This window comes from Mesorhizobium sp. B1-1-5, from assembly GCF_006443065.1.
Lineage (GTDB): Bacteria > Pseudomonadota > Alphaproteobacteria > Rhizobiales > Rhizobiaceae > Mesorhizobium.
In genome coordinates this window covers 1-20,935 of record NZ_VFWS01000041.1, presented here as the reverse complement: position 1 = coordinate 20,935, position 20,935 = coordinate 1, and the positions used below count along the sequence as shown (strand labels likewise).

The 20,935-nt window shown below is 63.0% G+C and carries 16 protein-coding genes, 1 tRNA gene and 1 pseudogene; 7 read left to right on the top strand and 11 right to left on the bottom strand.

From position 1 onward, the window contains the following. The first annotated feature begins 1 nt into the window (after nt 1). Nucleotides 2-814 (top strand): NAD(P)-dependent oxidoreductase, encoded by an 813-nt coding sequence (locus FJ980_RS15110; RefSeq protein WP_140543939.1) that lies wholly within the window; start codon nt 2-4, stop codon nt 812-814. 659 nt (nt 815-1,473) lie between these two features. Here the strand turns inward: FJ980_RS15110 and FJ980_RS15105 are convergent. The 9 genes and pseudogenes from FJ980_RS15105 to fdnG form a co-directional block, all read right to left on the bottom strand. Then, nucleotides 1,474-1,773: a hypothetical protein gene (locus FJ980_RS15105; RefSeq protein ID WP_140543937.1), complete on the bottom strand. Its 300-nt coding sequence runs from the start codon at nt 1,771-1,773 to the stop codon at nt 1,474-1,476. A 297-nt stretch (nt 1,774-2,070) separates the two neighbouring features. After that, nucleotides 2,071-2,166 (bottom strand) — tRNA-Sec (locus FJ980_RS34690). 126 nt (nt 2,167-2,292) lie between these two features. Then, a pseudogene (gene selB, locus FJ980_RS15100) lies at nt 2,293-4,119 on the bottom strand (selenocysteine-specific translation elongation factor); the annotation flags it as partial. Further along, complete coding sequence (locus FJ980_RS15095) at nt 4,116-4,904, bottom strand: tetratricopeptide repeat protein (RefSeq protein WP_181181212.1); 789 nt, start codon at nt 4,902-4,904, stop codon at nt 4,116-4,118. The gene FJ980_RS15095 and the pseudogene selB, both read right to left, overlap by 4 nt. Next, nucleotides 4,891-6,312 (bottom strand): L-seryl-tRNA(Sec) selenium transferase, encoded by a 1,422-nt coding sequence (selA, locus tag FJ980_RS15090; RefSeq protein WP_140543933.1) that lies wholly within the window; start codon nt 6,310-6,312, stop codon nt 4,891-4,893. The genes FJ980_RS15095 and selA overlap by 14 nt, the downstream gene beginning before the upstream one ends. 7 nt (nt 6,313-6,319) lie before the next feature. Further along, the gene (fdhE, locus tag FJ980_RS15085; protein WP_140543979.1) at nt 6,320-7,237 is read right to left on the bottom strand and encodes a formate dehydrogenase accessory protein FdhE; all 918 of its coding nucleotides are present in this window, start codon (nt 7,235-7,237) and stop codon (nt 6,320-6,322) included. 102 nt (nt 7,238-7,339) lie between these two features. Further along, a complete protein-coding gene (locus FJ980_RS15080) occupies nt 7,340-8,044 on the bottom strand; it encodes a formate dehydrogenase subunit gamma (protein WP_140543931.1) in 705 nt (234 codons plus the stop codon). Beyond that, entirely contained in the window at nt 8,031-8,981 is a 951-nt protein-coding gene (gene fdxH / locus FJ980_RS15075; RefSeq protein ID WP_140543929.1) for a formate dehydrogenase subunit beta, read from the bottom strand. The genes FJ980_RS15080 and fdxH overlap by 14 nt, the downstream gene beginning before the upstream one ends. A 12-nt stretch (nt 8,982-8,993) precedes the next feature. Beyond that, complete coding sequence (gene fdnG, locus FJ980_RS15070) at nt 8,994-12,080, bottom strand: formate dehydrogenase-N subunit alpha (RefSeq protein WP_140543927.1); 3,087 nt, start codon at nt 12,078-12,080, stop codon at nt 8,994-8,996. A 214-nt stretch (nt 12,081-12,294) separates the two neighbouring features. Here fdnG and selD point away from each other — a divergent pair, with 214 nt between their 5' ends. Next, complete coding sequence (gene selD, locus FJ980_RS15065; RefSeq protein WP_140543977.1) at nt 12,295-13,344, top strand: selenide, water dikinase SelD; 1,050 nt, start codon at nt 12,295-12,297, stop codon at nt 13,342-13,344. A 114-nt stretch (nt 13,345-13,458) separates the two neighbouring features. Here selD and dgoD read toward each other — a convergent pair whose 3' ends face one another. Next, nucleotides 13,459-14,607: a galactonate dehydratase gene (gene dgoD, locus FJ980_RS15060; RefSeq protein WP_140543925.1), complete on the bottom strand. Its 1,149-nt coding sequence runs from the start codon at nt 14,605-14,607 to the stop codon at nt 13,459-13,461. 10 nt (nt 14,608-14,617) lie between these two features. Next, nucleotides 14,618-15,307, bottom strand: coding sequence for a FadR/GntR family transcriptional regulator (locus FJ980_RS15055; protein WP_246673313.1), 690 nt, complete (start codon nt 15,305-15,307; stop codon nt 14,618-14,620). 253 nt (nt 15,308-15,560) lie between these two features. Between FJ980_RS15055 and FJ980_RS15050 the strand changes: the two genes are divergently transcribed. The 5 genes from FJ980_RS15050 to FJ980_RS15030 all read left to right on the top strand — a co-directional run bounded on the left by FJ980_RS15050 (nt 15,561) and on the right by FJ980_RS15030 (nt 20,782). Then, nucleotides 15,561-16,550, top strand: a complete 990-nt coding sequence (locus FJ980_RS15050) for an arabinose ABC transporter substrate-binding protein (RefSeq protein WP_140543921.1) — start codon at nt 15,561-15,563, stop codon at nt 16,548-16,550. Between the two features lie 84 nt (nt 16,551-16,634). Next, nucleotides 16,635-18,146, top strand: coding sequence for an L-arabinose ABC transporter ATP-binding protein AraG (gene araG / locus FJ980_RS15045; protein ID WP_140543919.1), 1,512 nt, complete (start codon nt 16,635-16,637; stop codon nt 18,144-18,146). 9 nt (nt 18,147-18,155) lie between these two features. Continuing rightward, on the top strand, nt 18,156-19,106 hold the full coding sequence (araH, locus tag FJ980_RS15040) for an L-arabinose ABC transporter permease AraH (RefSeq protein WP_140543917.1): 951 nt from the start codon (nt 18,156-18,158) through the stop codon (nt 19,104-19,106). A gap of 13 nt (nt 19,107-19,119) precedes the next feature. Continuing rightward, the gene (locus tag FJ980_RS15035; protein WP_140543915.1) at nt 19,120-20,010 is read left to right on the top strand and encodes an aldose 1-epimerase; all 891 of its coding nucleotides are present in this window, start codon (nt 19,120-19,122) and stop codon (nt 20,008-20,010) included. Continuing rightward, entirely contained in the window at nt 20,003-20,782 is a 780-nt protein-coding gene (locus tag FJ980_RS15030) for an SDR family oxidoreductase (RefSeq protein ID WP_140543913.1), read from the top strand. Before FJ980_RS15035 ends, FJ980_RS15030 begins: the two co-directional genes overlap by 8 nt. Nucleotides 20,783-20,935 lie beyond the last annotated feature (153 nt).

Sequence of the window (20,935 nt, the reverse complement as noted above, 5' to 3'; positions counted from 1 at the left end):
GATGCCGCATTACGAACGTATCCTGATCACCGGCGCCGCCGGCCGGCTCGGATCGGAGCTGCGCAAGGGGCTGGTGCCGCTGGCAAAAAAGATCCGATTGGCGGGGCGCCACTCCTTCGGTGATCTTGCGCCTCACGAGGAAGAAGCGGTCTTCGACCTCGCCGACATGGAAGCGACGATCGCCGCCACCAAGGATTGCGACGCGATCGTGCATTTCGGCGGCGCGCCGCTCGAATGCGAGTGGCAGACCATCCTCGATTCCAGCATCCGCGGCTCCTACCACATCTATGAAGGCGCCCGGAAACATGGCGTGAAGCGCGTCATCTACGCCTCGTCGGTGCATGCCATCGGCTACCACGAGGTCGAGGCGCATATCGGCGTCGACGCGCCGGTGCGTCCCGACAGCCTCTATGGTGTGTCGAAGAATTTCGTCGAAAGCCTCAGCCGGCTGTACTGGGACAAGTTCGGCATCGAGACGGCGTGCCTGCGCATCTTTTCGTCCTTCCCGGAACCGGCGGACCGCCGCATGCTATGGTCGTACCTCTCCTTCGCCGATTGCGTGCGCCTGGTGGAGGCATCGCTGACCGCGCCGCGCGTCGGCCACACCATCTCTTACGGCATTTCCGACAACAAGCTGAAGATGGTCGACAACAGCGGCGCGAACCATCTGGGATTTATCCCACAGGACAGCGCCGAGCCATTCCGCGCCGCCGTCGAGGCGAAGACGCCGGTTCCCGATCCGACCAGGCCATCCGTAAGATATCTTGGCGGCTGGTTCTGCGAGCTTGGGCATCCGGACGATACGCCAATATGACGATTTACGACAGCGGGAGTAACATGTGGCTTAATCACGCCAACTGGAATCACACAACGCTTCGCATGCGCGAAATCTCTCAGACTGATGCCAGCATACCTGGCCCGAACCCAAAGCAATTGTCCGTGGACTGAGTATCAGAAGCGCGCCGATTCCGCCGAAACGCGACAACGGTCGCTCAAGTTCAGCACACGCGATGCCTGGCTCGATTCGATTTCCTTGAAATGCGTAAAAACGCTTCGAGGTTCTTCAAACGAAGGGGGTTCGAGTCCATACTGTGGGCAACTATCAAAAAATCCAGCGATAACATGGCTTATGCGGAGGTTTTGGTGGGCCCGGAGGATGTGGAAATGACGCTGATTTCATTGTTCTTTTCATGGGCCAAAACAAGATATCTTCCCATATCGTTCCGTATTGTTCCGGCTACCGCGCGCGCGTGGGAAATTGACGGTATCAAAGACGCCGTCGCGCCACCGCGCGCACTATCGGGAATAGCAGATCAGGACACCGCGGAATGTGCGCTATTGTTGGATTGCCTTTTCGAGCTCCGGCAGGATGACGAAGAGATCGCCGACAGTGCTCAATTGAGGACGTGGGCCGAACATGCCTATTGGCATGCGCCTCGAAGGCAGCCGTCGGTTTCCGTGGATTTGCGTTCTTCAAAAATCGACGACAGGCGTGTCCGGCATCTGCTGGTCGAACAGGGTCCAGAACGGTGAGCCCCGGGTTTCGGAATACCAGTGCTCGAAATCCGCAAGGGCGGCATGAGTGTTGGCGGATTGGTCCCCGCTCGAATCCCGGAACATTGCCAGCGCAACCGGGCCAAAATGCGAGATCACCTCCGAGCGCGCCTCGCTGTCTGCATTCCAGCCGAGGCGCGTGCGCAAGGCGGCAAAGGCGCTCGCCACGGCGATATCCTCACTTTCCGCCGGGGCTATTGCATCGCCGAGTAGCTGCATCAGGTTAAGCCGCCTGAAGGCGAATGCGCGCTCTTGCTCTAGCGCTGCGATCTGCCTTGCGGCCTCGCGTCTGAAACTCGTCTCCGCAGCTTTGGCGGCTTCGGCCGAAGTTGTCAGTTCGAGCAGAAAGGATGCTGGCATCGCTTCATCTCCTCGGGAGGTCCGATAGATTTTCAGGATCAGACTCTAGAGCAATTCCAGGAAAAGTGTGACACGGTTTTCCGTCCGGAATTGCGCAAAAACAAAGAGATAGAGTGTTTCGCCGTTTCCGTGAAACGGTGAAACGCTCTAGGAGGATGGCGGAAGAGAGTGGGAGTCGAACCCACCAAGGACCGGCTCGCGGCCCTTCCCGGATTTGAAGTCCGGACGCCCCACCGGGGACGATGCTCCTCCAGAATCTTCTGCCTTTGGCGCTTTGTCATCCTGGTGGCGAAACAGGTCCAGCCGCTGCCCGTTGACGCGCCGCAGGTCACCACGCCGCAAGGTGACGCCATGCCGGTCGAGAAATTCGAGGATGTGAACGGCGACCTTGCGGCCGCTGCCCGCACGATCTCGAAACTGTGCGGCGCTGAACTGCCCGTCATGCTCGGCCGCCAGTTTGCAGACAATCTCGACGATCTCGGCCAACGCCGAGCGAAGGAAGAAGTGATCATGCGCAACCTCATGCACCGTGCCGATCCGTCCAGTAAGCTTCAGAAGCTTGCGGATTTCGGCTTCCGGCCTGGCTAGCTCCTCTGCGATGTCTCGCACTCTTGGGGGATGGAATCGCTCCGAGCCGGCTATCAGCGGCTCGATCTCACGCCAGAGGGCCTCCTCCCTGGGCGCCAGACGGACTTCATGACCCGGAAGCCGTATCCAGGCGCCGTACAGTTCAATCTGCCCGGCGCGGACGAGGCTTCGCATTGCAGCAGCGAAGGCCGGCTCAGGAAGGCAGGGATCAAGCTGAAGTCGCAGCTTTTCCATTCCGATGCCCGGCATATCCGGGTTGTCGGCATGGAAAGTTTCCAGGGTTGCGCTCAGGTCGCGCTTGAACCTGGCCCAACGCATCGACGAGACCACGAACTGCGTCTCCCCGACGGGAATCGTGACAAGGCCAAGACGATCGATCAGGCTGGCGATCTCGCCGGCGCCGAGCGTCCGATCGCGTGCGAAGGCTGCGAGGTTCAGATAGCGGGGCGGCGTGTCGAGCAGCGCAGCGACGGCCTTTTCCGGAGCCGCGATGGCGAGTGCTTCGAGCATGGCCAGCCGATCCGGTGAACGGCGTTTCCGGCTCGGGGCCCTGAGGTCGATGAAGCGCCCGCCGCCTATGGTTCGCTGGGCGGAGGTGTCTCGCATCACATAGGCGTCGCCGGCCGCAGCGGCGATCGGGCTCTCCAAAACGATCTGGACCTTGGCCGTGCCGCCCGGCGCTATAGGCTCGTCGCCGAGGAGCACGATTCTCGCCCCGACCTCGGCCGCGGCGTGATGGAGCCGCACCGGGAACCACTGCCCGATCGGCCTTGGCTCGCGGGGCAGCAGGCGCAACTCGGCGTCGATCCTATCTGCCGGCGCGTGAAGCGCGGGATCGAGGATCACATCTCCGCGGCGGATCGCCTCCTTGCTGACGCCGTCGCCTGTCAGACAGAGCGCGCAGCGGTCTCCGGCTCGGCCGCGCTCCGCCACGCGGTCCTGAGCGTGGATCGAGCGAATGCGCGCGGCAAGCCCTGGCGGGCTTGTCACCACGCTGTCGCCGACATCAACGCAACCTGAGAGGACGGTGCCGGTCGCGACAGTACCGATGCCATTGAGGGTGAAGCAGCGGTCGACCGCCAATCGAAAGCGGCCCGCGGCTGAGCGCCTGGCGAAGCGCGAAGCCTCTTCGGACAGCAGGCGTCGAAGGTCATCGATGCCTTCACCGGTAACGGTGGAGGCCGGGATGACCTCAGCCTCTTCCAAGGCGGTGCCGGCAAGGGCGACGCCGACGTCAGCGGCAACGGCTGCGCGTCGTGTCGGGTCGGCCAGATCGCATTTCGAGAGCACGACCAGCCCGCGCCTGACGCCAAGCAGATCGACGATCGCCAGATGTTCACGCGTCTGCGGCATGACGCCGTCGTCGACTGCCACGACCAACAGCACGAAATCGATGCCGCTGGCGCCGGCGACCATGGTGTGCACGAAGCGCTCATGACCGGGGACGTCTATGAACCCGATGACGTCCCCGCTCGGCGTCGGAAGATAGGCGAAGCCGAGATCGATTGTCATGCCGCGCGCCTTCTCTTCCTGGAGCCGGTCCGTGTCGACGCCGGTCAGTGCTTGCACCAGCGTCGTCTTGCCGTGGTCGACATGCCCCGCCGTGCCGACGATCATGGCGCGGGCTCCTCGGACGGCAGCGCAGCGCGGCGCTCGGCCTCGGCGATATCGTCGGCGGTCAGCGCGGCGCGCGCCGCGTCCAGGTACCGGCCTGCGAGAACACTGCCGCCTGCCTGCGCACGCAGCAGCCAGGCATAGGCTTCGACAGCGTCGGCGCAAACGCCGGCCCCGAGATGGCAGGCGGCGCCGAGCATGGCCTGACCGTCCGCGTCGCCGCGCAATGCCGCCTTGCGCCACCAGTGGACCGCTTCCGCAGGATCGCGCGGCACGCCGAGCGCATCGTGATAGAGCATGCCGACGCGGGTCATTGCCGATGCGATCCCTCGCCGAGCCGCGGCCATCGCCCAGCGCCGCGCCTCGGCAATGTCGGGCTCGATCACCTCACCCTCGAGCAGCATCCAGCTCAGCATGTCCTGCGCCGGTCCGTCGCCCTGCTCGGCCGCTGCCCGATAGAGCTCGGCCGCGCGGCGGTAGTTCTGCTCGACGCCTTCACCACGGAAACAGAGCGAGGCGAGGTTCCGCTGCCCGACCGGATCGCCGGCTTCGGCGGCGAGCGCCAGCCAGCGGACGGCAAGACTGCGGTCACGCTCGACGCCGAGCCCCTCGGCGAAGCAGGCGCCGATATTGTTTTGGGCGCGAGCCGATCCGGACCGCGCGAGCGGCTCCCAAATGCAGAGAGCTGTGGCATAGTCGCCCCGTCTGGCGGCGTCGAGGGCGGCCGCCAGCTGGTCGGCCACAGGTGTCCGGGCGGGCTTGCGCGGGAGATGATCAAGCCACCGCACCACCATCTCCTCCCAGAGTGAAGTTCGCGAGATTGGCCACAAACCCGGCTTCGTCTTCAAGGCAACGTAGATCAAGCACGAGCGCCCGCTTTTCGACCCGCCCGATCACCGGAACAGGCAGCGCCCGCAACGCGGCTGCAAGAATTTCCAGAGCCTGACCGCTTCCTGAATGGGGGCTGAGGGCAAGCCCGGCGCTCGGCAAGGTATCGAGCGGCATTGCGCCCGATCCGACCTGGCTGCGGCACTCCATCACTTGCACTGAAAATTGACGGCCCAACGCATGGGAAAGCAGGGGAGCCAGACGCTGGGCCTGCGCGACAATATCGACGGCGAGGCGCGCGAGCAGCCTCAGAGTCGGCAAACGCTCGGCCAGGCGATCCGGGTTGCGATAGAGCTTCAGCGTCGCCTCCAGCGCGGCCAGCCGGAGCTTGTCGACGCGAAGCGCCCTCTTCATCGGGTTTCGGTTGACCTCGGCAACAAGATCCTTCCTGCCGACGATGAAACCTGCCTGCGGCCCTCCGAGCAGCTTGTCGCCCGAGAAGGTGACGAGATCGGCGCCGTCCGCGATCGCCTCGCCCACGGTCGGCTCGTACCTGAGGCCATATTGGGTGAGATCGATGAGCGTGCCCGAGCCGAGGTCGTGGACGAGAGGCACGCCGCGCTTCCTGGCGATTGCAGAAAGCTCGCGCGCCGGGACCTCCGCCGTGAACCCCTCGATCCGATAGTTGGACGTATGCACCTTGAACACCAGCCCGGTCGCCGAACCGATGGCGGATTGATAGTCCCGGGGATGCGTACGGTTGGTGGTCCCGACCTCAACGAGCTTCGCGCCCGCGCGGACCATGATGTCCGGCATGCGGAAAGCGCCGCCGATCTCGATCAGCTCGCCACGCGACACGATCGCCTCGCGGCCGAGCGAGAGCGTGTTGAGGACGAGCAGGACCGCAGCCGCGTTGTTGTTGACGATGGTCGCGTCCTCCGCCCCCGTGAGCTCGCATATCAGCGTGCGCAGATGATCGTCACGTTCGCCGCGTCTGCCCGTCCCGGTGTCGAATTCGAGCGCCACTGCCTCGTGCATGACAGCGCGCATCGCCTCGGCGGCTTCGCCCGCAATCAGCGCGCGGCCGAGATTGGTGTGCAGCACAGTGCCGGTGAGGTTGAAAACCGGGCGCAACGACGGGTGCTCGGCGGTCTTGAGCCGGACAAGCGCGTCGACAGCGAGGTCGCGCGGATCAGGCACCGCGACCCCGTTGCGGCACGCCGCCCGCGCTTCTTCGAGCGCATCGCGGATGGCGCGCGTCGTCGACTGCTGCCCGAAGCGCTCGACCGCCGCAGCCGCGAGTGGCGTCTTCAGCACTCGATCGACTGAAGGGAGATCGCACAGGCGAGTTGCGGGCAGACCGGACATCGCGCCCTCAGTAGCCGATCAGGAACGGGTTGAACGATCCGCGGCGATAGCCGGTTTCGCGCACGAGCATGTCGAGGCCAAGGGTCGCCACGTCGTCGGCGATCGGGTCGAGATCGGGATCCTTGTGCTGATGCAGGATCTTCACATAGCAGCCGCAGGAATCGCAGGTCTCCGCCTTCACCGTGCCCGGTCCGCCCTCGATCTCCTGGTAGCCGATGCCCTTGGTTGAGCCGCATAACGTGCATTTGATGCGCACATAGTTCCACAACGTGCCGCACAGCGAGCATGCGCAGAAGCGCGACCCATGGGCCCCCTGCCAGCCGACAATGATCGAGGATGCCGGAGGGGATCCGCAGGCGGGGCATGCGCCTTCGCCCACCGGCACCAGCGCATGGGCGTCCAGTCGGGCGGCGAGACGGGCGAAGTGAACCTGCAGCGCGGCCGCGACGTAGACGTGCTCGGCGAGCGCCTCCATCGGCATCGCACCGGCGAGCACATTGCGCACCATGCCGACGCGCTTCGCCGGAGTGGCCTGCCTCAAACGGTCCAGCGCATCGGCCGCGGCGCCTGGCTTCTCGATCTCCAATGCCTCGGCCACCAGGCGGTCGAGCGTCTCTGCGGCCATGTCGAGAGCGAGGCTGTTGCGGTCGAGCGGCGGCATTCCAAAACTGCTCGCGCGCTCGCGCGCTGCGCCATCGGGCATCGCTGGCTCCGCCAGGTCCTCCTGGATGCAGTGCTGCACATCGGCGAGAGCGGCAAGAAAGCAAAGATAGGGACGCAGCTCATGGCCTGCAGCCAGTGCGTTCCACCGCTGCGCACGACGAGAAAACAGACTTGCAGGCTCTGGAAGGCAGGCAAAGGGAGGGGCGGAGACCTCGCCTATGGCGGTGGGGTCGGAACCGGCCGGAATGATCTGTCTTGGCATTCGAGCCTCACGAACCGCACGGGTCACGTGGTTGCCTGACCGGCAAAAATCATGTGCAAACACAAAAACTAGGGCGGGAAAGTCATCCGACCAGCACCCGCTCTATTCGGCGGGCTTGGATCCCGACGATCCCGTTTCCTTGCTCGATTTGGTGACGAGCTCCCGCAGCCATTTGCGGTGATGCCGCCAGGCCCAGCCGCCGGTCACCCGCCCACGCGTCATGGCCGGAATGGTACCGCGCACCCAGATGGCCGAATAGAAATGGACGATCCAGACGCCGATGATCGCCACCGCCGCTATGGAGTGGACAAGTATGGCCACGCGCTTCTGATCGATTGTCGTATACTGGGAGAAATACTGATCCCATGCCACCAGTCCACTGGAGATGAGGATCACAATCAGCACCGACATTGACCAGAAGACGAGTTTTTGGCCGGCATTGTATTTGCCGACCTCGGGAACATTGTCCTCGTGGTTGGCCAGCACGTCGCGGAAACGGCCGAGCCACGTCCCGTCCTCGCGTCTCCACAGATTGGCCTTCCAGAATCGAAGGAAAAGTCCAAGGAAGCTGAAGAAGAGCACAACGCCGATCCAGGGATGGATGAAGCGCGTGAACTGGCCCCCGCCGAAGAGGCCGGACAGGAAGAACAGGCTCGGGTGGAACATCGCAAGGCCGGACAGGGCGAGCAGGACCAGGCTCGCCGCCGTGATCCAGTGGTTGATCCGTGCCCCCACCGTGTAGCGGTCCACGATCACCGGCTTGCCGGGATGGACCTGTTCGTTCGGCTTAAGGTCATCGCCGGCCATGGCTGTCGCCCTCCGTCAGCTGTTCGGCGTGCTCCTCATCCGCCTCGGTTACCGTGTTCGGTCCCATGATCAAATGGTGGAGCAAGCCGACGCCGGCCGCCACGCCCAAGACCGTGAGGCCCGCATATTTGGTCACACCTTTCCAAGCCTCGACCAATGGACTGATCTTCGGATCCTTGGGCAGGCCGCTATAGATCTCCGGCTTGTCGGCATGATGCAGCACATACATCACATGTGTCCCGCCGACGCCCGGCGGATCATAGAGGCCGGCATTGACGAAGCCGCGCGACTTCAAGTCCTTGATGCGGCCGTCGGCATGCTGTTTCATCTCCTCCTTCGTACCGAACACGATCGCCTGGGTCGGGCAGGCCTTGGCGCAGGCCGGACCCTGACCGACCGCCACCCGGTCGGAGCAAAGCGTGCATTTGTAGGCCGTGTGGTCGAGCTTGGAGATGCGCGGGATGTTGAACGGACAGCCCTTGATGCAGTAGCCGCAGCCGATGCAGTTCTCGTGGACGAAATCGACGATGCCGTTCGAATATTGCACGATCGCGCCCGGCGCCGGACAGGCCTTGAGACAACCGGGATCGGCGCAGTGCATGCAGCCGTCCTTGCGGATCAGCCATTCGAGCTCGTTGGTCTCCGGGTTGTCCCATTCGCTGTAGCGCATCAGCGTGAACATGTCCGGCGTCAGGTCGGGCGGATTCTCGAAAGCGCCGGCGAAGACGCCGACCTCCGGATGCGTGTCGTTCCACTCGATGCAGGCCGTCTGGCAGGCCTTGCAGCCGATGCATTTCGAGACATCGATAAGCTTGGCGACTTCCGTCAGCTGCTTTTCCGGGGCAGGCACGGTCGACGCCGAGCGGCGGATGAGGTCCTTCTCGGAGAGACGCGGGGCCGTTTGCGTCGTCGAAGGGTTGGGAATGGGAGGAAACATCGCTCGCTCCTCCTATGCCACCGGGCCCGTTGCGGGCTCGATATTGACCAGGAACGCCTTGTACTCGGGCGTCTCGATATTGGCGTCGCCGACAAAGGGTGTGAGCATGTTCGGGCCGAAGCCTTTCTTCGCCGCTCCCGTGAAGCCCCAGTGCAGCGGTATGCCGACGATGTGAATGGTCTTGCCGTCGCAGGTGAGCGGCCTGATCCGCTTGGTGACCATGGCCTTCGCCACAACCGAACCGCGCTTCGACCAGACGCGCACCCAGCCGCCCTTGGTGATGCCTTTCTCGGCCGCCAGCTGTTCCGAAATCTCCACGAAGAACTCCGGCTGCATCACCGCATTGACGATGACGTGCTTGGTCCAGAAGTGGAAATGCTCGGTCAGCCGGTAGGAGGTTGCCGCATAGGGGAACTCAGGCGAGGCCGCTTCGGCGAACTGGGCCATATCGCCTTGGAACACCCGCGCGGCGGGATTGCCGCGGACTTTGGGCGCCACCGGATTGACGATCGGCGACTCGAACGGCTCGTAATGCGCCGGGAATGGTCCGTCGCGCATCATGGTTCGGGTAAAGAGGCGCGAGACGCCTTCCGGGTTCATGATGAACGGGCCGACCTGATCGGGCTTGGCAGTGGGCAGAATGTCGGGCACGTCGTACCCCGACCACTTCTGGCCATCCCATTCGATCACTTTGCGGCTCGGATCCCAAGGTTTTCCGGTGAGGTCCGCCGACGCCCTGTTGTAGAGGATGCGGCGGTTGGCGGGCCATGAGAACGCCCATTTCGAATAGAAGCCGGCATCGTCGGGATCACTCGTATCCCGCCTTGCCATGTTGTTGCCGTTCTCGTTGAAGCAGCCGGAATAGATCCAGCAGCCGCAGGCGGTCGAGCCGTCGTCGCGCAGCGCGGCAAAGGCAGGCAGCAGCTTGCCGGCCTCGGCCAGTACTTTCGTCGGATCAGCCGTGTCGGTCACCTTGGCGAGCGCCCTGCCGTTGATCTCCTGGGCAAGCTCTTCGGCCTTCGGATCGCCGGGATCGGCATAAGGCCAGGTGAGCTTGACGATCGGATCGGGGAAAGCGCCGCCTTCCTTGGTGTAGAGCTCCTTCAGGCGCAGATAGAGCTGCGCCATGATCCACGTGTCGCGCTTGGCCTCCCCGGGGGGCGTGCCGCCGGCCCAATGCCATTGCAGCCAGCGCCCTGAATTGACCAGCGAGCCGTCGTCCTCGGCGAAGCAGGTCGAGGGCAGCTGGTAGACCTCGGTCTGAATCTTCGTCGGATCGACATCGTTGTACGGGCCGTGGTTTTCCCAGAACCGTCCCGTCTCGGTGTCCAACGGATCCATGATGACGAGGAATTTGAGCTTCGAGAGCGACTCGATCACCTTCTTCTTGTTTGGAGCCGCCTGCAGCGGGTTGAAGCCCTGGCAGAAATAGCCGTTCATCTTGCCCTGGTGCATCAGCTCGAAAGCACGCAGCAGGTCGTAGCCCGGCACGTCTAGCTTCGGCAGATAGTCATAGGCGAAGTCGTTCTGCGGCGTTGCCGCATCGCCCCACATCGACTTTTGGAAGCTGACGAAGAACTTCTTGTAGTTCTGCCAGTAGCTCATCTGGTTCGGCCGCAGCGGCTTGAAGCCGCGCGTCGACATGTAGGTCGCGAGGTCCGGCTCCTTCTGCGTCGGCACCGTGAGATAACCCGGCAGCAGGTTCGACATCAGTCCGAGATCGGTCAGCCCCTGGATGTTGGAATGGCCGCGCAGCGCGTTCATGCCGCCGCCGCGAATGCCGATATTGCCGAGCACAAGCTGCAGCATCGCCATGGCACGGATGTTTTGCGAGCCCTTCGAGTGCTGCGTCCAGCCGAGCGCATACATCGACGTCATCGCCTTGTTCGGCGCGGACGTTTCGGCAACCATCTTGGCCACCTTCAGGAATCTCTCCTTCGGCGTGCCGCAGATGCGTTCGACCATCTCCGGCGTATAGACCGCGACGTGGTTCTTGAGCAGGTTCCAGACGCAACGGGGATTGCCCAGGGTTTCGTCGACAACGGCGAAGCCATCGGGGCCGATGTCGTAGTCCCAGGTAGACTTGTCGTAGTCGCGCTTCGCCTCGTCATAGCCGGAGAAGAGGCCGTCCTGAAATGTGAAACCCTGCTTGACGACATAGGACGCGTTGGTGAAGGCCTTCACATAATCCCATTGCACCTTGTCGTTCTGGATGCAGTGGTTGATCAGGCCGAGCAGGAAGGCGATGTCCGTCCCCTGGCGAATCGGCGCATAGAGGTCGGAAACCGAGGCTGACCGCGTGAAGCGCGGATCGATGACGATGAGCTTGGCGCCGCGGTTTGCCTTCGCTTCGGTGACCCATTTGAAGCCGCAGGGATGCGCTTCCGCGGCATTGCCGCCCATGATCACAACAAGATCCGTGTTCCTGATGTCGGTCCAGGAATTGGTCATCGCGCCACGGCCGAATGTTGGGGCGAGACTCGCCACCGTCGGGCCGTGTCAGACACGTGCCTGGTTGTCGAACGCCAGTATGCCCGTGCTGCGGACTACCTTGTAGGTCGCGAACGCGGTTTCATTGGTCGAAGCCGAGGCGGCGAGGAAGCCTGTGGTGAGCCACCGGTTGACCGTCACGCCGTCATTGTTCTTCGCGACGAAGTTCTTGTCGCGATCGTCTTTCATCAGGCGGGCGATGCGGTCGAGCGCGTCTTCCCAGCCTATAGGCTCGAACTTGTCGGACCCGGGCTTGCGGATCATCGGATGCCGCAGCCGGGTTGGAGATTTCACGAAGCCGAGCAGGGCCGATCCCTTGGGGCACAAGGTGCCGCGATTGGTCGGGTGGTCGGTATCGCCTTCGATATGGGTGATGTCGGCCTGTTCGCCCTTTCTAAGATCGCCTTTCGAATACAGTATGATGCCGCAGGCCACCGAACAGTACGGGCAAGTGTTGCGCGTCTCGGTCGTGTTGGCGAGCTTGAAGGACCGTATCGCCGCCGCATGCGCGGCCTCGATGTCGGCAAAGCCGAAAGCTCCCAATGTCGTGCCGGCGAGACCCGCGCCCGCCGTCTGCAGGAACGCGCGCCGTGAAAGTTCAACATTCATCTGGGTTTTCCTCCCGAATTCCATGCCCATACGAGCATCCAGAACCAAGGGACATGCACGCCATTTTGAGCCAAATTGGCGTAATGTCAAAAACTTAGAGCGCAGATCAGCGTCGGCAAATGCTTCGCGCAGGAAAAATGCGATTGACGTTTTTTGGAACGTGACCCTACAGTAAGGCGTGGTGTTGGAAACGGCTCCCGCGTCGCGGGGCGATATCACCGAAGCACCTCCGCGCCTGACCAGCCTTGCTCATGGCGGTGGCTGCGGGTGCAAGCTGGCGCCCTCCGTCCTTCAGCAGCTTCTTGCCGAACAGCCGGTTCCCAGCCCCTTCAGGCAGCTCCTTGTCGGTACCGAAACTGGAGACGATGCCGCGGTCTGGCAGATCGACGACACGACCTGCGTGATTGCAACCACCGATTTCTTCATGCCGATGGTGGACGATCCGTACGACTTCGGCCGGATTGCGGCGACCAATGCACTTTCTGACGTCTATGCAATGGGCGGGCGGCCAATTATGGCCCTGGTCATCCTTGGAATGCCAATCGAGAAACTGCCGACGGACATCATCCGGGAAATCTTGAAGGGCGGCCACGACATTTGCGCCACAGCCGGGATACCCATCGCCGGCGGCCATTCGATCGACTCGCCGGAACCGATCTACGGGCTTGCCGTAATCGGCACCTGCCGGCCGACGGACATCCGACGCAATTCGGGGGCCAAGGCGGGAGACGCCCTGATCGTGACAAAGGGACTCGGCGTTGGGATTTATTCCGCGGCCATCAAAAGGCAGGCGTTGCCGCCCGGCTGCTACGAAGAGATGATCGCCTCGACGACCCTTCTCAACCGGATTGGAGCGGAGCTCGCCGAGGACGTAAGCGTGCATGCGATCACTGATGTGACCGGGTTCGGCTTGATCGGGCATGCCCTTGAGATGGCGCGCGGCTCCGACTGCGCGCTCGTCATTTGCGACCACGACGTTCCCGTCTTTGAAGAAGCGGCAGCGCTCGCGGAGCGAGGTTTCGTCACCGGCGCATCGCGGCGCAACTGGTCGAGCTATGGTGATGCAGTGCTCCTGCCGTCGGATATGCCGGAGTGGCGGCGCCATCTTCTCACCGATCCGCAGACTTCAGGCGGGCTGCTGATAGCCTGCGATCCTGACCGTGCCGGTGCATTGGTCGAGAGAATTGTCGCTAGCGGCTATCCGTCGGCAGCGATGATCGGATATGTCAAGCGCGGCCAACCGGCCCTAGTGATCGAGGACTGAGCGACCGGCATCTCCTGCTGTCGCTGTCGTCATCGTCGAACGCTGGGGAAAACCAGCGGGAACCTGGGGCGCGGTTAGGCGACACTGGGTCAAGCTGGCCGGCGACCGTGCCGTTCACCACTCGGCGAAGGAGCCGTCTTTGTGGCGCCAGATCGGGTTGCGCCAGCTGTGGCCTTCCCTGGCGCGCTCCTTGACATAGTCCTCGTCGATGACGACGCCCAGGCCCGGGCCGTCGGGAATGGCGACATAGCCGTCCTCATAGCGGAAGGCGTCCTTGTTGGCGGCATAGTCGAGCAGGTCGTTGCCGGCGTTGTAGTGGATGCCCAGGCTCTGCTCCTGGATGAAGCAATTGTAGCTCACGGCGTCGAGCTGCAGGCACGCGGCCAGCGCGATGGGCCCCAGCGGACAATGCGGCGCCACCGCCACGTCATAGGCTTCCGCCATCGCCGCGATCTTGCGGCATTCGGTGATGCCACCGGCATGCGACAGATCGGGCTGGATGATGTCGACGACGCCTTCCTCGAATACGGATTTGAAGTCCCAGCGGCTGTAGAGCCGTTCGCCGAGTGCGACCGGCGTCGAGCCGAGCGCGGCGATCTCCTTCAGCGCCTCGCGGTTTTCGCTAAGCACCGGCTCTTCAATGAACATCAGCCGGTATGGCTCCAGCTCCTTGACCAGGATACGCGCCATCGGCCGGTGCACGCGGCCGTGGAAATCGACGGCGATGCCGATATTCGGCCCGACCGCCTCGCGCACCATGGCAACGCGCTCGACCACGGCGTCGATCTTGTCGTGGCTGTCGACGATCTGCAGTTCCTCGGTGCCGTTCATCTTGAGCGCGTGGAAGCCGCGTGCCACCACTTCCCTGGCGCCCGCCGCGACTTCCGCCGGCCGGTCGCCGCCGACCCAGGAATAGACCTTGATCGTGTCGCGCAGTTTGCCGCCGAGCAGTTCGTGCACGGGTACGCCGAGCGCCTTGCCCTTGATGTCCCACAGCGCCTGATCGATGCCGGCGATGGCGCTCATCAGGATCGGCCCGCCGCGGTAGAAGCCGCCGCGATGCATCACCGTCCAGTGATCCTCAATCAGGCGAGGATCCTTGCCGATGAGGTAGTCGGCGAATTCCTTGACCGCCGCCTCGACGGTCAGCGCCCGGCCTTCGATGACGGGCTCGCCCCAGCCGGTGACGCCGGCATCGGTCTCGATCTTGAGGAACAGCCAGCGTGGCGGCACGATGTAGGTGGTGAGCGAGGTGATCTTCATGCGATCCGTCTCAGTTGTTCTTGAGTTTTTTGGCGCTGAGCAGATCGCGCGCCGCAAGATCGAGGATATTGGTCGCCGCGCCCCTCGCCGCGGTGGCATCGCGCATGCGCAGCGCCTCCACCACCTCGCGGTGCGCCGCCACCGCTTCCATGCGCCTTTCCAGCGAGATCGTCGCTGAGGCTTCCAGCGAGAACTTCAGCCCAGTGTCGATCAGATTGCCGATCTGCCGAAAGATCGGGTTGTGGCTTGCGGCATAGACGATCTGGTGGAAGGCAATGTCGCTGCGCGAGAAGGCGGCGAGGTCCTCGCCTGCGCCGGCCATGCCGCGCCATGCCGCTTCGAGGTCGGCAACTTCCTGCAGTGTCGCACGCGTGGCGGCGAGTTCGGCAACCAATGGTTCGATGGCGCGGCGCGTTTCTAGGATGGCGTCGAATAGCTTGTCGTCGAGCGCATGCGGCGCGTGCCAGGCCAGCACCTGCGGATCGATAATGTTCCAGTTGTCCTGTTCACATACGACCGTGCCGATGCGTGGCCGCGACAGCACCAGTCCCTTGGCGGCCAGCACTTTGAGAGCCTCGCGGATGACGGTGCGGCTGACGCCGTATTCGATGCCGAGATCATTTTCGGTCGGCAGGGAGGAGCCTGCCGGATAGCGTCCGGAAAAAATGTCCGAGGCGAGCGCCTTCGTTACATCGGGCATCACGCGCGGCCGGCGGGTAGCGGTCTCGCCTTGTGCCTTCTTCGAAGTTTCGGTCACCTCAGCCCTCCTCCAAGGCGGCGAACCTGTCGGTTTCGCACAACCGGCCTTACCGGATGCGGGTCAATTGCACCAGCGATCCCTGGTCAGAGCATGTATCTTAATTATCATACCAGATCAATTGACGAGTATGATAAAAACAACTAGAAACTCCAGCACCCGGGCTCAAGCGCCCGGCCATCGCTGGGAGGTAATCATGCGACTTTTGAAGACCGCGCTCGTCGCGGGCGCGCTTGCCGTGCTGTCCGTCACGACCATCGCTGCCTATGCTCAGGACACCAAGATCGGCTTCATCGTCAAACAGCCGGAGGAGCCGTGGTTCCAGGACGAATGGAAATTCGCCGACCAGGCCGCCAAGGAAAAGGGTTTCACCCTCGTCAAGATCGGCGCCGAAGACGGCGAGAAGCTGATGTCGGCGATCGACAATCTCGGTGCACAGGGCGCTCAGGGCTTCGTCGTCTGCACGCCGGACGTGAAACTCGGCCCAGGCATCGTCGCCAAGGCCGCCGCCAACAATCTCAAGCTGATGACGGTGGACGACCGCCTCGTCGGCGCCGACGGCAAGCCGCTGGAAGACGTGCCGCATATGGGCATTTCGGCCACCAAGATCGGCGAGGCGGTTGGTCAGGCCATCGTCGACGAGATGAAGGCGCGCGGCTGGAAGATGGACGAGGTCGGCGCGATCCGCGTTTCATACGATCAGCTGCCGACAGCCGTCGACCGTGTTGAAGGCGCGATTTCGGTGCTGAAAGCCGCCGGCTTCAAGACCCAGAACATCTTCGACGCCCCGCAAGCCAAGACCGACACGGAAGCGGCCCTCAACGCCGCGACTGTGGTGCTCAATGCCCATGCCGACATCAAGAAGTGGATTGCCTTCGGCCTCAACGACGAGGCCGTGCTGGGCGCCGTTCGCGCTTCCGAAAGTGTCGGCATTCCCGCCGACGGCATGATCGGCGTCGGCATCGGCGGCGCGGAATCGGCGATCAACGAATTCAAGAAGCCCGCCGCCACCGGCTTCGTCGGCACGGTGATCATCTCGCCCAAGCGCCACGGCTACGAGACCGCGCTCGACATGTATGATTGGATCGCCAACAACAAGGAGCCGGCGAAGCTTACGCTGACCTCCGGCGCGCTGGCAAAGCGCGACGACTACCAGAAGGTGCGCAAGGAGCTCGGCATCGAATAATCCTCCCTGTACAAACAGGCGGCGGCTTGATGCCGCCGCCTGTTTGACATGACTCGGCAAGGGTGCGCAGAAGGATCGGGGCCCGTGTCATTTCTCGAATTCTCGAACATCACCAAGACCTACCCGGGCGTCACGGCTTTGTCCGACGTGACGTTCGGCGTCGAAAGAGGCGCCGTGCACGGGCTGATGGGCGAGAACGGCGCTGGCAAATCAACTCTGATCAAGATCCTGTCCGGCGACCAGCATGCCGATACCGGCGAAATAACCATCGACGGCAAGGTCCAGGCTTATACCTCGACCCGCGACGCCTTCGACAATGGCGTCATCGTCATCCATCAGGAACTGCAGCTTGTTCCGGAACTCACCGTCGCCGAGAATCTCAGCCTCGGGCGCTTTCCCGCCAGCGCCGGCGTCATCGCGCGCGGCAGGATGCTCGACGATGTCGGCGCCAAGCTGAAATCGGCCGGCATCGACATCGACATGCGCCGCAAGGTCAAGACGCTGTCGATCGGCGAACGCCAGATGGTCGAGATCGCCAAGGCGATCATGCTTGATGCGCGCGTCATCGCGCTGGACGAGCCAACCTCTTCCTTGTCGTCACGTGAAAGCGAAATCCTGTTCGCCCTGATCGACCGGCTGCGTGGCGAAGGCAAGGTGATCATCTATGTGTCGCACCGGCTCGATGAAGTGTTCCGGCTCTGCGACAGCCTGACCGTGTTGCGCGACGGCAGGCTCGCGGCACACCACGCTACGCTCAGGGGTATGACACGCGACCAGATCGTGGCCGAAATGGTCGGCCGCGAGATTTCCGACATCTGGGGTTTTCGTCCGCGCAAGACCGGCGGGATCCGGCTGAAGGTCGATGGCCTGAGCGGCACCAGGCTGCGGACGCCGGCAAGCTTCGAAGCCCGCGCCGGCGAGATCGTCGGCTTCTTCGGCCTCATCGGCGCCGGCCGATCCGAACTGATGCGGCTTGTTTTCGGCGCCGATCCGCGTTCGGGCGGCACGATCATGGTCGACGGCAAGACGGTTGCCGCCGCCAGCCCGCATGACGCGATCAGGGCCGGCATCGTGCTATGCTCGGAGGACCGCAAGCATGACGGCATCATCCAGGGCCGCTCGATCGAGGAGAACATCAACATCTCGTCCAGGCGCCATCACACGCGCTTCGGCGTCCTGAACCGGACGAGCGAGATCACGACGGCCGAAACCTTCATCAAGAAGCTCAAGGTGCGCACGCCGTCGCGCAAGCAGGATATCGTCAACTTGTCCGGCGGCAACCAGCAGAAGGTCATCCTCGGCCGCTGGCTGTCCGAACAGGACATACGCGTGCTGATCGTCGACGAGCCGACGCGCGGCATCGATATCGGCGCCAAATCGGAGATCTACGAGCTGCTCTACCAACTGGCCGAGGAGGGCATGGCGATCGTCATCGTCTCCTCCGAGCTGCCGGAAGTGATGGGCATTTGCGACCGCATCCTGGTGATGTGCGGCGGGCGCATCAGCGCCGAGCTCGCGCGCGACCAATTCGCCGAAAAGGCGATCCTGGCCGCGGCGCTCCCCGACAAGAAAACCCCCGACGCGATCGCATCCTGAGGACTTCTAATGACCAGTCGACTGAAGAAGATCCTGCTCGGCGAACAAGGCCTCGTCGTCATCTTCATCGTCGCCTTCGCGCTGGTGTCGCTGCTCGTGCCGAACTTCCTCACCGACCGCAACATGCTTGGCCTGCTTCAGTCCGTGGTCACCGTCGGCATCGTCGCCTGCACGATGATGTTCTGCCTCGCGGCGCGCGACTTCGACCTGTCGGTCGGCTCCATCGTCGCCTTTGCCGGCATGGTCGCGGTGATGGCATCGAACGCGTCGGGCTCGATCCTGCTCGGGCTTCTCGCTGCAATCGCCTGCGGCACCTTTGTCGGCTTCATCAACGGCGTCGTCATCGCCAAATTCCGCATCAACGCGCTGATCACGACGCTGGCCACAATGCAGATCGTGCGCGGCCTCGCGTTGATTTCGTCCGACGGCCGCGCCGTTGGCATCAACAGCCCGGATTTCTACCAGCTGGCACTGTCGAAACTGCTCGGCATACCGACGCCGATCTGGGTGCTGGCCATACTGTTCGGGATCTTCGGCTTCGTGCTCAACCGAACCGTCTTCGGCAAGAATACACTGGCCATCGGCGGCAATCCGGAAGCCTCGCGGCTGGCCGGCGTCAATGTCGACAGGACGCGCATCTGGATCTTCGCGCTGCAAGGCTTCGTCTGCGGTATCGCGGGCATCCTTTTGGCCTCACGCATCACCTCAGGCCAGCCCAACGCGGCGGTTGGCTTGGAGCTCTCCGTTATCTCGGCTTGCGTCCTCGGCGGCGTCTCGCTGGCCGGCGGTCGCGCCGCCATGTCGGGCGTCATCGTTGGCGTGCTGATCATGGGTATCGCCGAGAACGTGATGAACCTACTCAACATCGCGGCTTTCTACCAATACATCGTGCGCGGAGTGATCCTGTTGCTCGCGGTGCTGCTCGACAATCTCCGCTCGTCGGCATTCGGAAGGCGCTGAGCCGGGCGATCGCATGTCACCCTGGATACTCATCGAGAACGATCGGTTGAGCGTCCGGATCAGCCCGCAGGGAGGCGCTGTCGTCGACGGGCATACGGCCGAAGGGGTGCCATTCCTGCGTCCCTACAAAGGCGAGGCCGAATTCGACGTTGCGGATTGCGCCTGCTTTCCTTTGGTGCCGATCGGCAATCGCGTTGAAGGCAACGCTTTCTCCTGCGGCGGCCGAACGTTCCGATTGGCGCCCAATGCGCCCGATCCTCTATTCATCCATGGAGATGGATGGCTCGATGCCTGGAAGGTGACCGAGCGCCGAGCCGATCATGTCGAGCTGTGCTTTGACAAGCCGGAGGGTTTCGGTTCGCCCCATGCTTATCACGCGCGACAGTCGTTCAGCCTTTCGTGCGCGCGCCTAGCGCTCCAGATCTCGGTCACCAACACCGGCGAAATCGCCCTTCCCTTCGGCCTCGGCTTTCATCCCTTCTTTCCACGAACGCCGCTGACCACCCTTTTCGCGCCTGCCAGCGACTGGTGGACCGAACGCGCAGGGCATCTGCCGGCGGAGCGGGTTGCGCTGGCGGACGATGTCGATTTCTCAACGCCGCGCCGACTGCCCGACCGTTGGCTGAACAATTGTTTCGAAGGCTGGAGCGGACAGGCGCGGATCGCTTGGCCGGAACAAAGGCTGGGACTTGAAATCGAAGCCAGCCCAGCACTCCGCCGCTACATGCTCTATGCGCCGGACAGCGACCGCAGCTTCTTCTGTCTGGAGCCGATGAGCCACGCCCCTAATGCGCTGAAGCATTTGGAGACCGACCCAATGGGACTTGTAATGCTTGCTCCCGGCGGCATTTTCAGCGCGGAATTCGCAATGACTGTCTTCGACTGGAGTAACAACCATGGTTGATCGGCTGTTCGGCAAACGCATCTTCCTGACGGGCGCCGCGCAAGGCATCGGACTGGCCATAGCCGAGGCGTGCCTTGCCGAAGGGGCAAGGCTGTTCTTGGTCGACCGCGATGGGGACCTGCTCGACCGGACCGTCGCCGGCCTGTCCGCGCCGCAAGGTCATATCGGACATACCACCGCGGATGTCAGTGACGGGGCCGCTATCGCCGATGCCGTCACGAGGGCCGACAGGGAAATCGGCCCTATCAACGCGCTGATCAACAATGCAGGAATGAACGTGTTTTCAACACCGCTGGAGGCGACCGAAGAAGAGTGGAACCGCAATTTCGATGTCAATGTCAAAGGTGCCTGGAACTGCAGCAAGGCGGCACTTCCGGGAATGATTGAAAACGGTGGCGGCACCATCCTCAACATCGCTTCGACCCACAGCTTCACGATCATCCCGCACACCTTCCCCTACCCGGTCGCCAAACATGCGCTGCTCGGCCTAACGAGATCGCTGGCTCTCGAATACGCCGCTCGCGGTATAAGGGTGAATGCACTGGCGCCTGGCTATGTGGAGACGCGAAAGGTGATCGACTACTGGAACAGCTTTCCCGATCCGGCCGCAGCACGGGCCAAAACAATGGCGTTGCATCCCGGCGGTGGCATCGCGTCGGTCCGCGAAATCGCCCTTGCGGCGGTGTTTATGATTTCCGACGAATGCCCCTTCATGAATGCCGCATGCCTTGTCGTCGATGGCGGGCTCAGCCAGCTTCAACACGCGGTGTAAGGCTGGCCGGCGGCCAGCCAGCCCCACTTATGCGAGGATACGGGCCGTATTCATCACCACACTCCGCTCACCACTTCACGCTGAAGCCGAGCTTTGCGCCGATTGCCCGGCTGTCGCCGAAGTTTTTCAGGCTCGATTTGGCGAAGGCTTCGC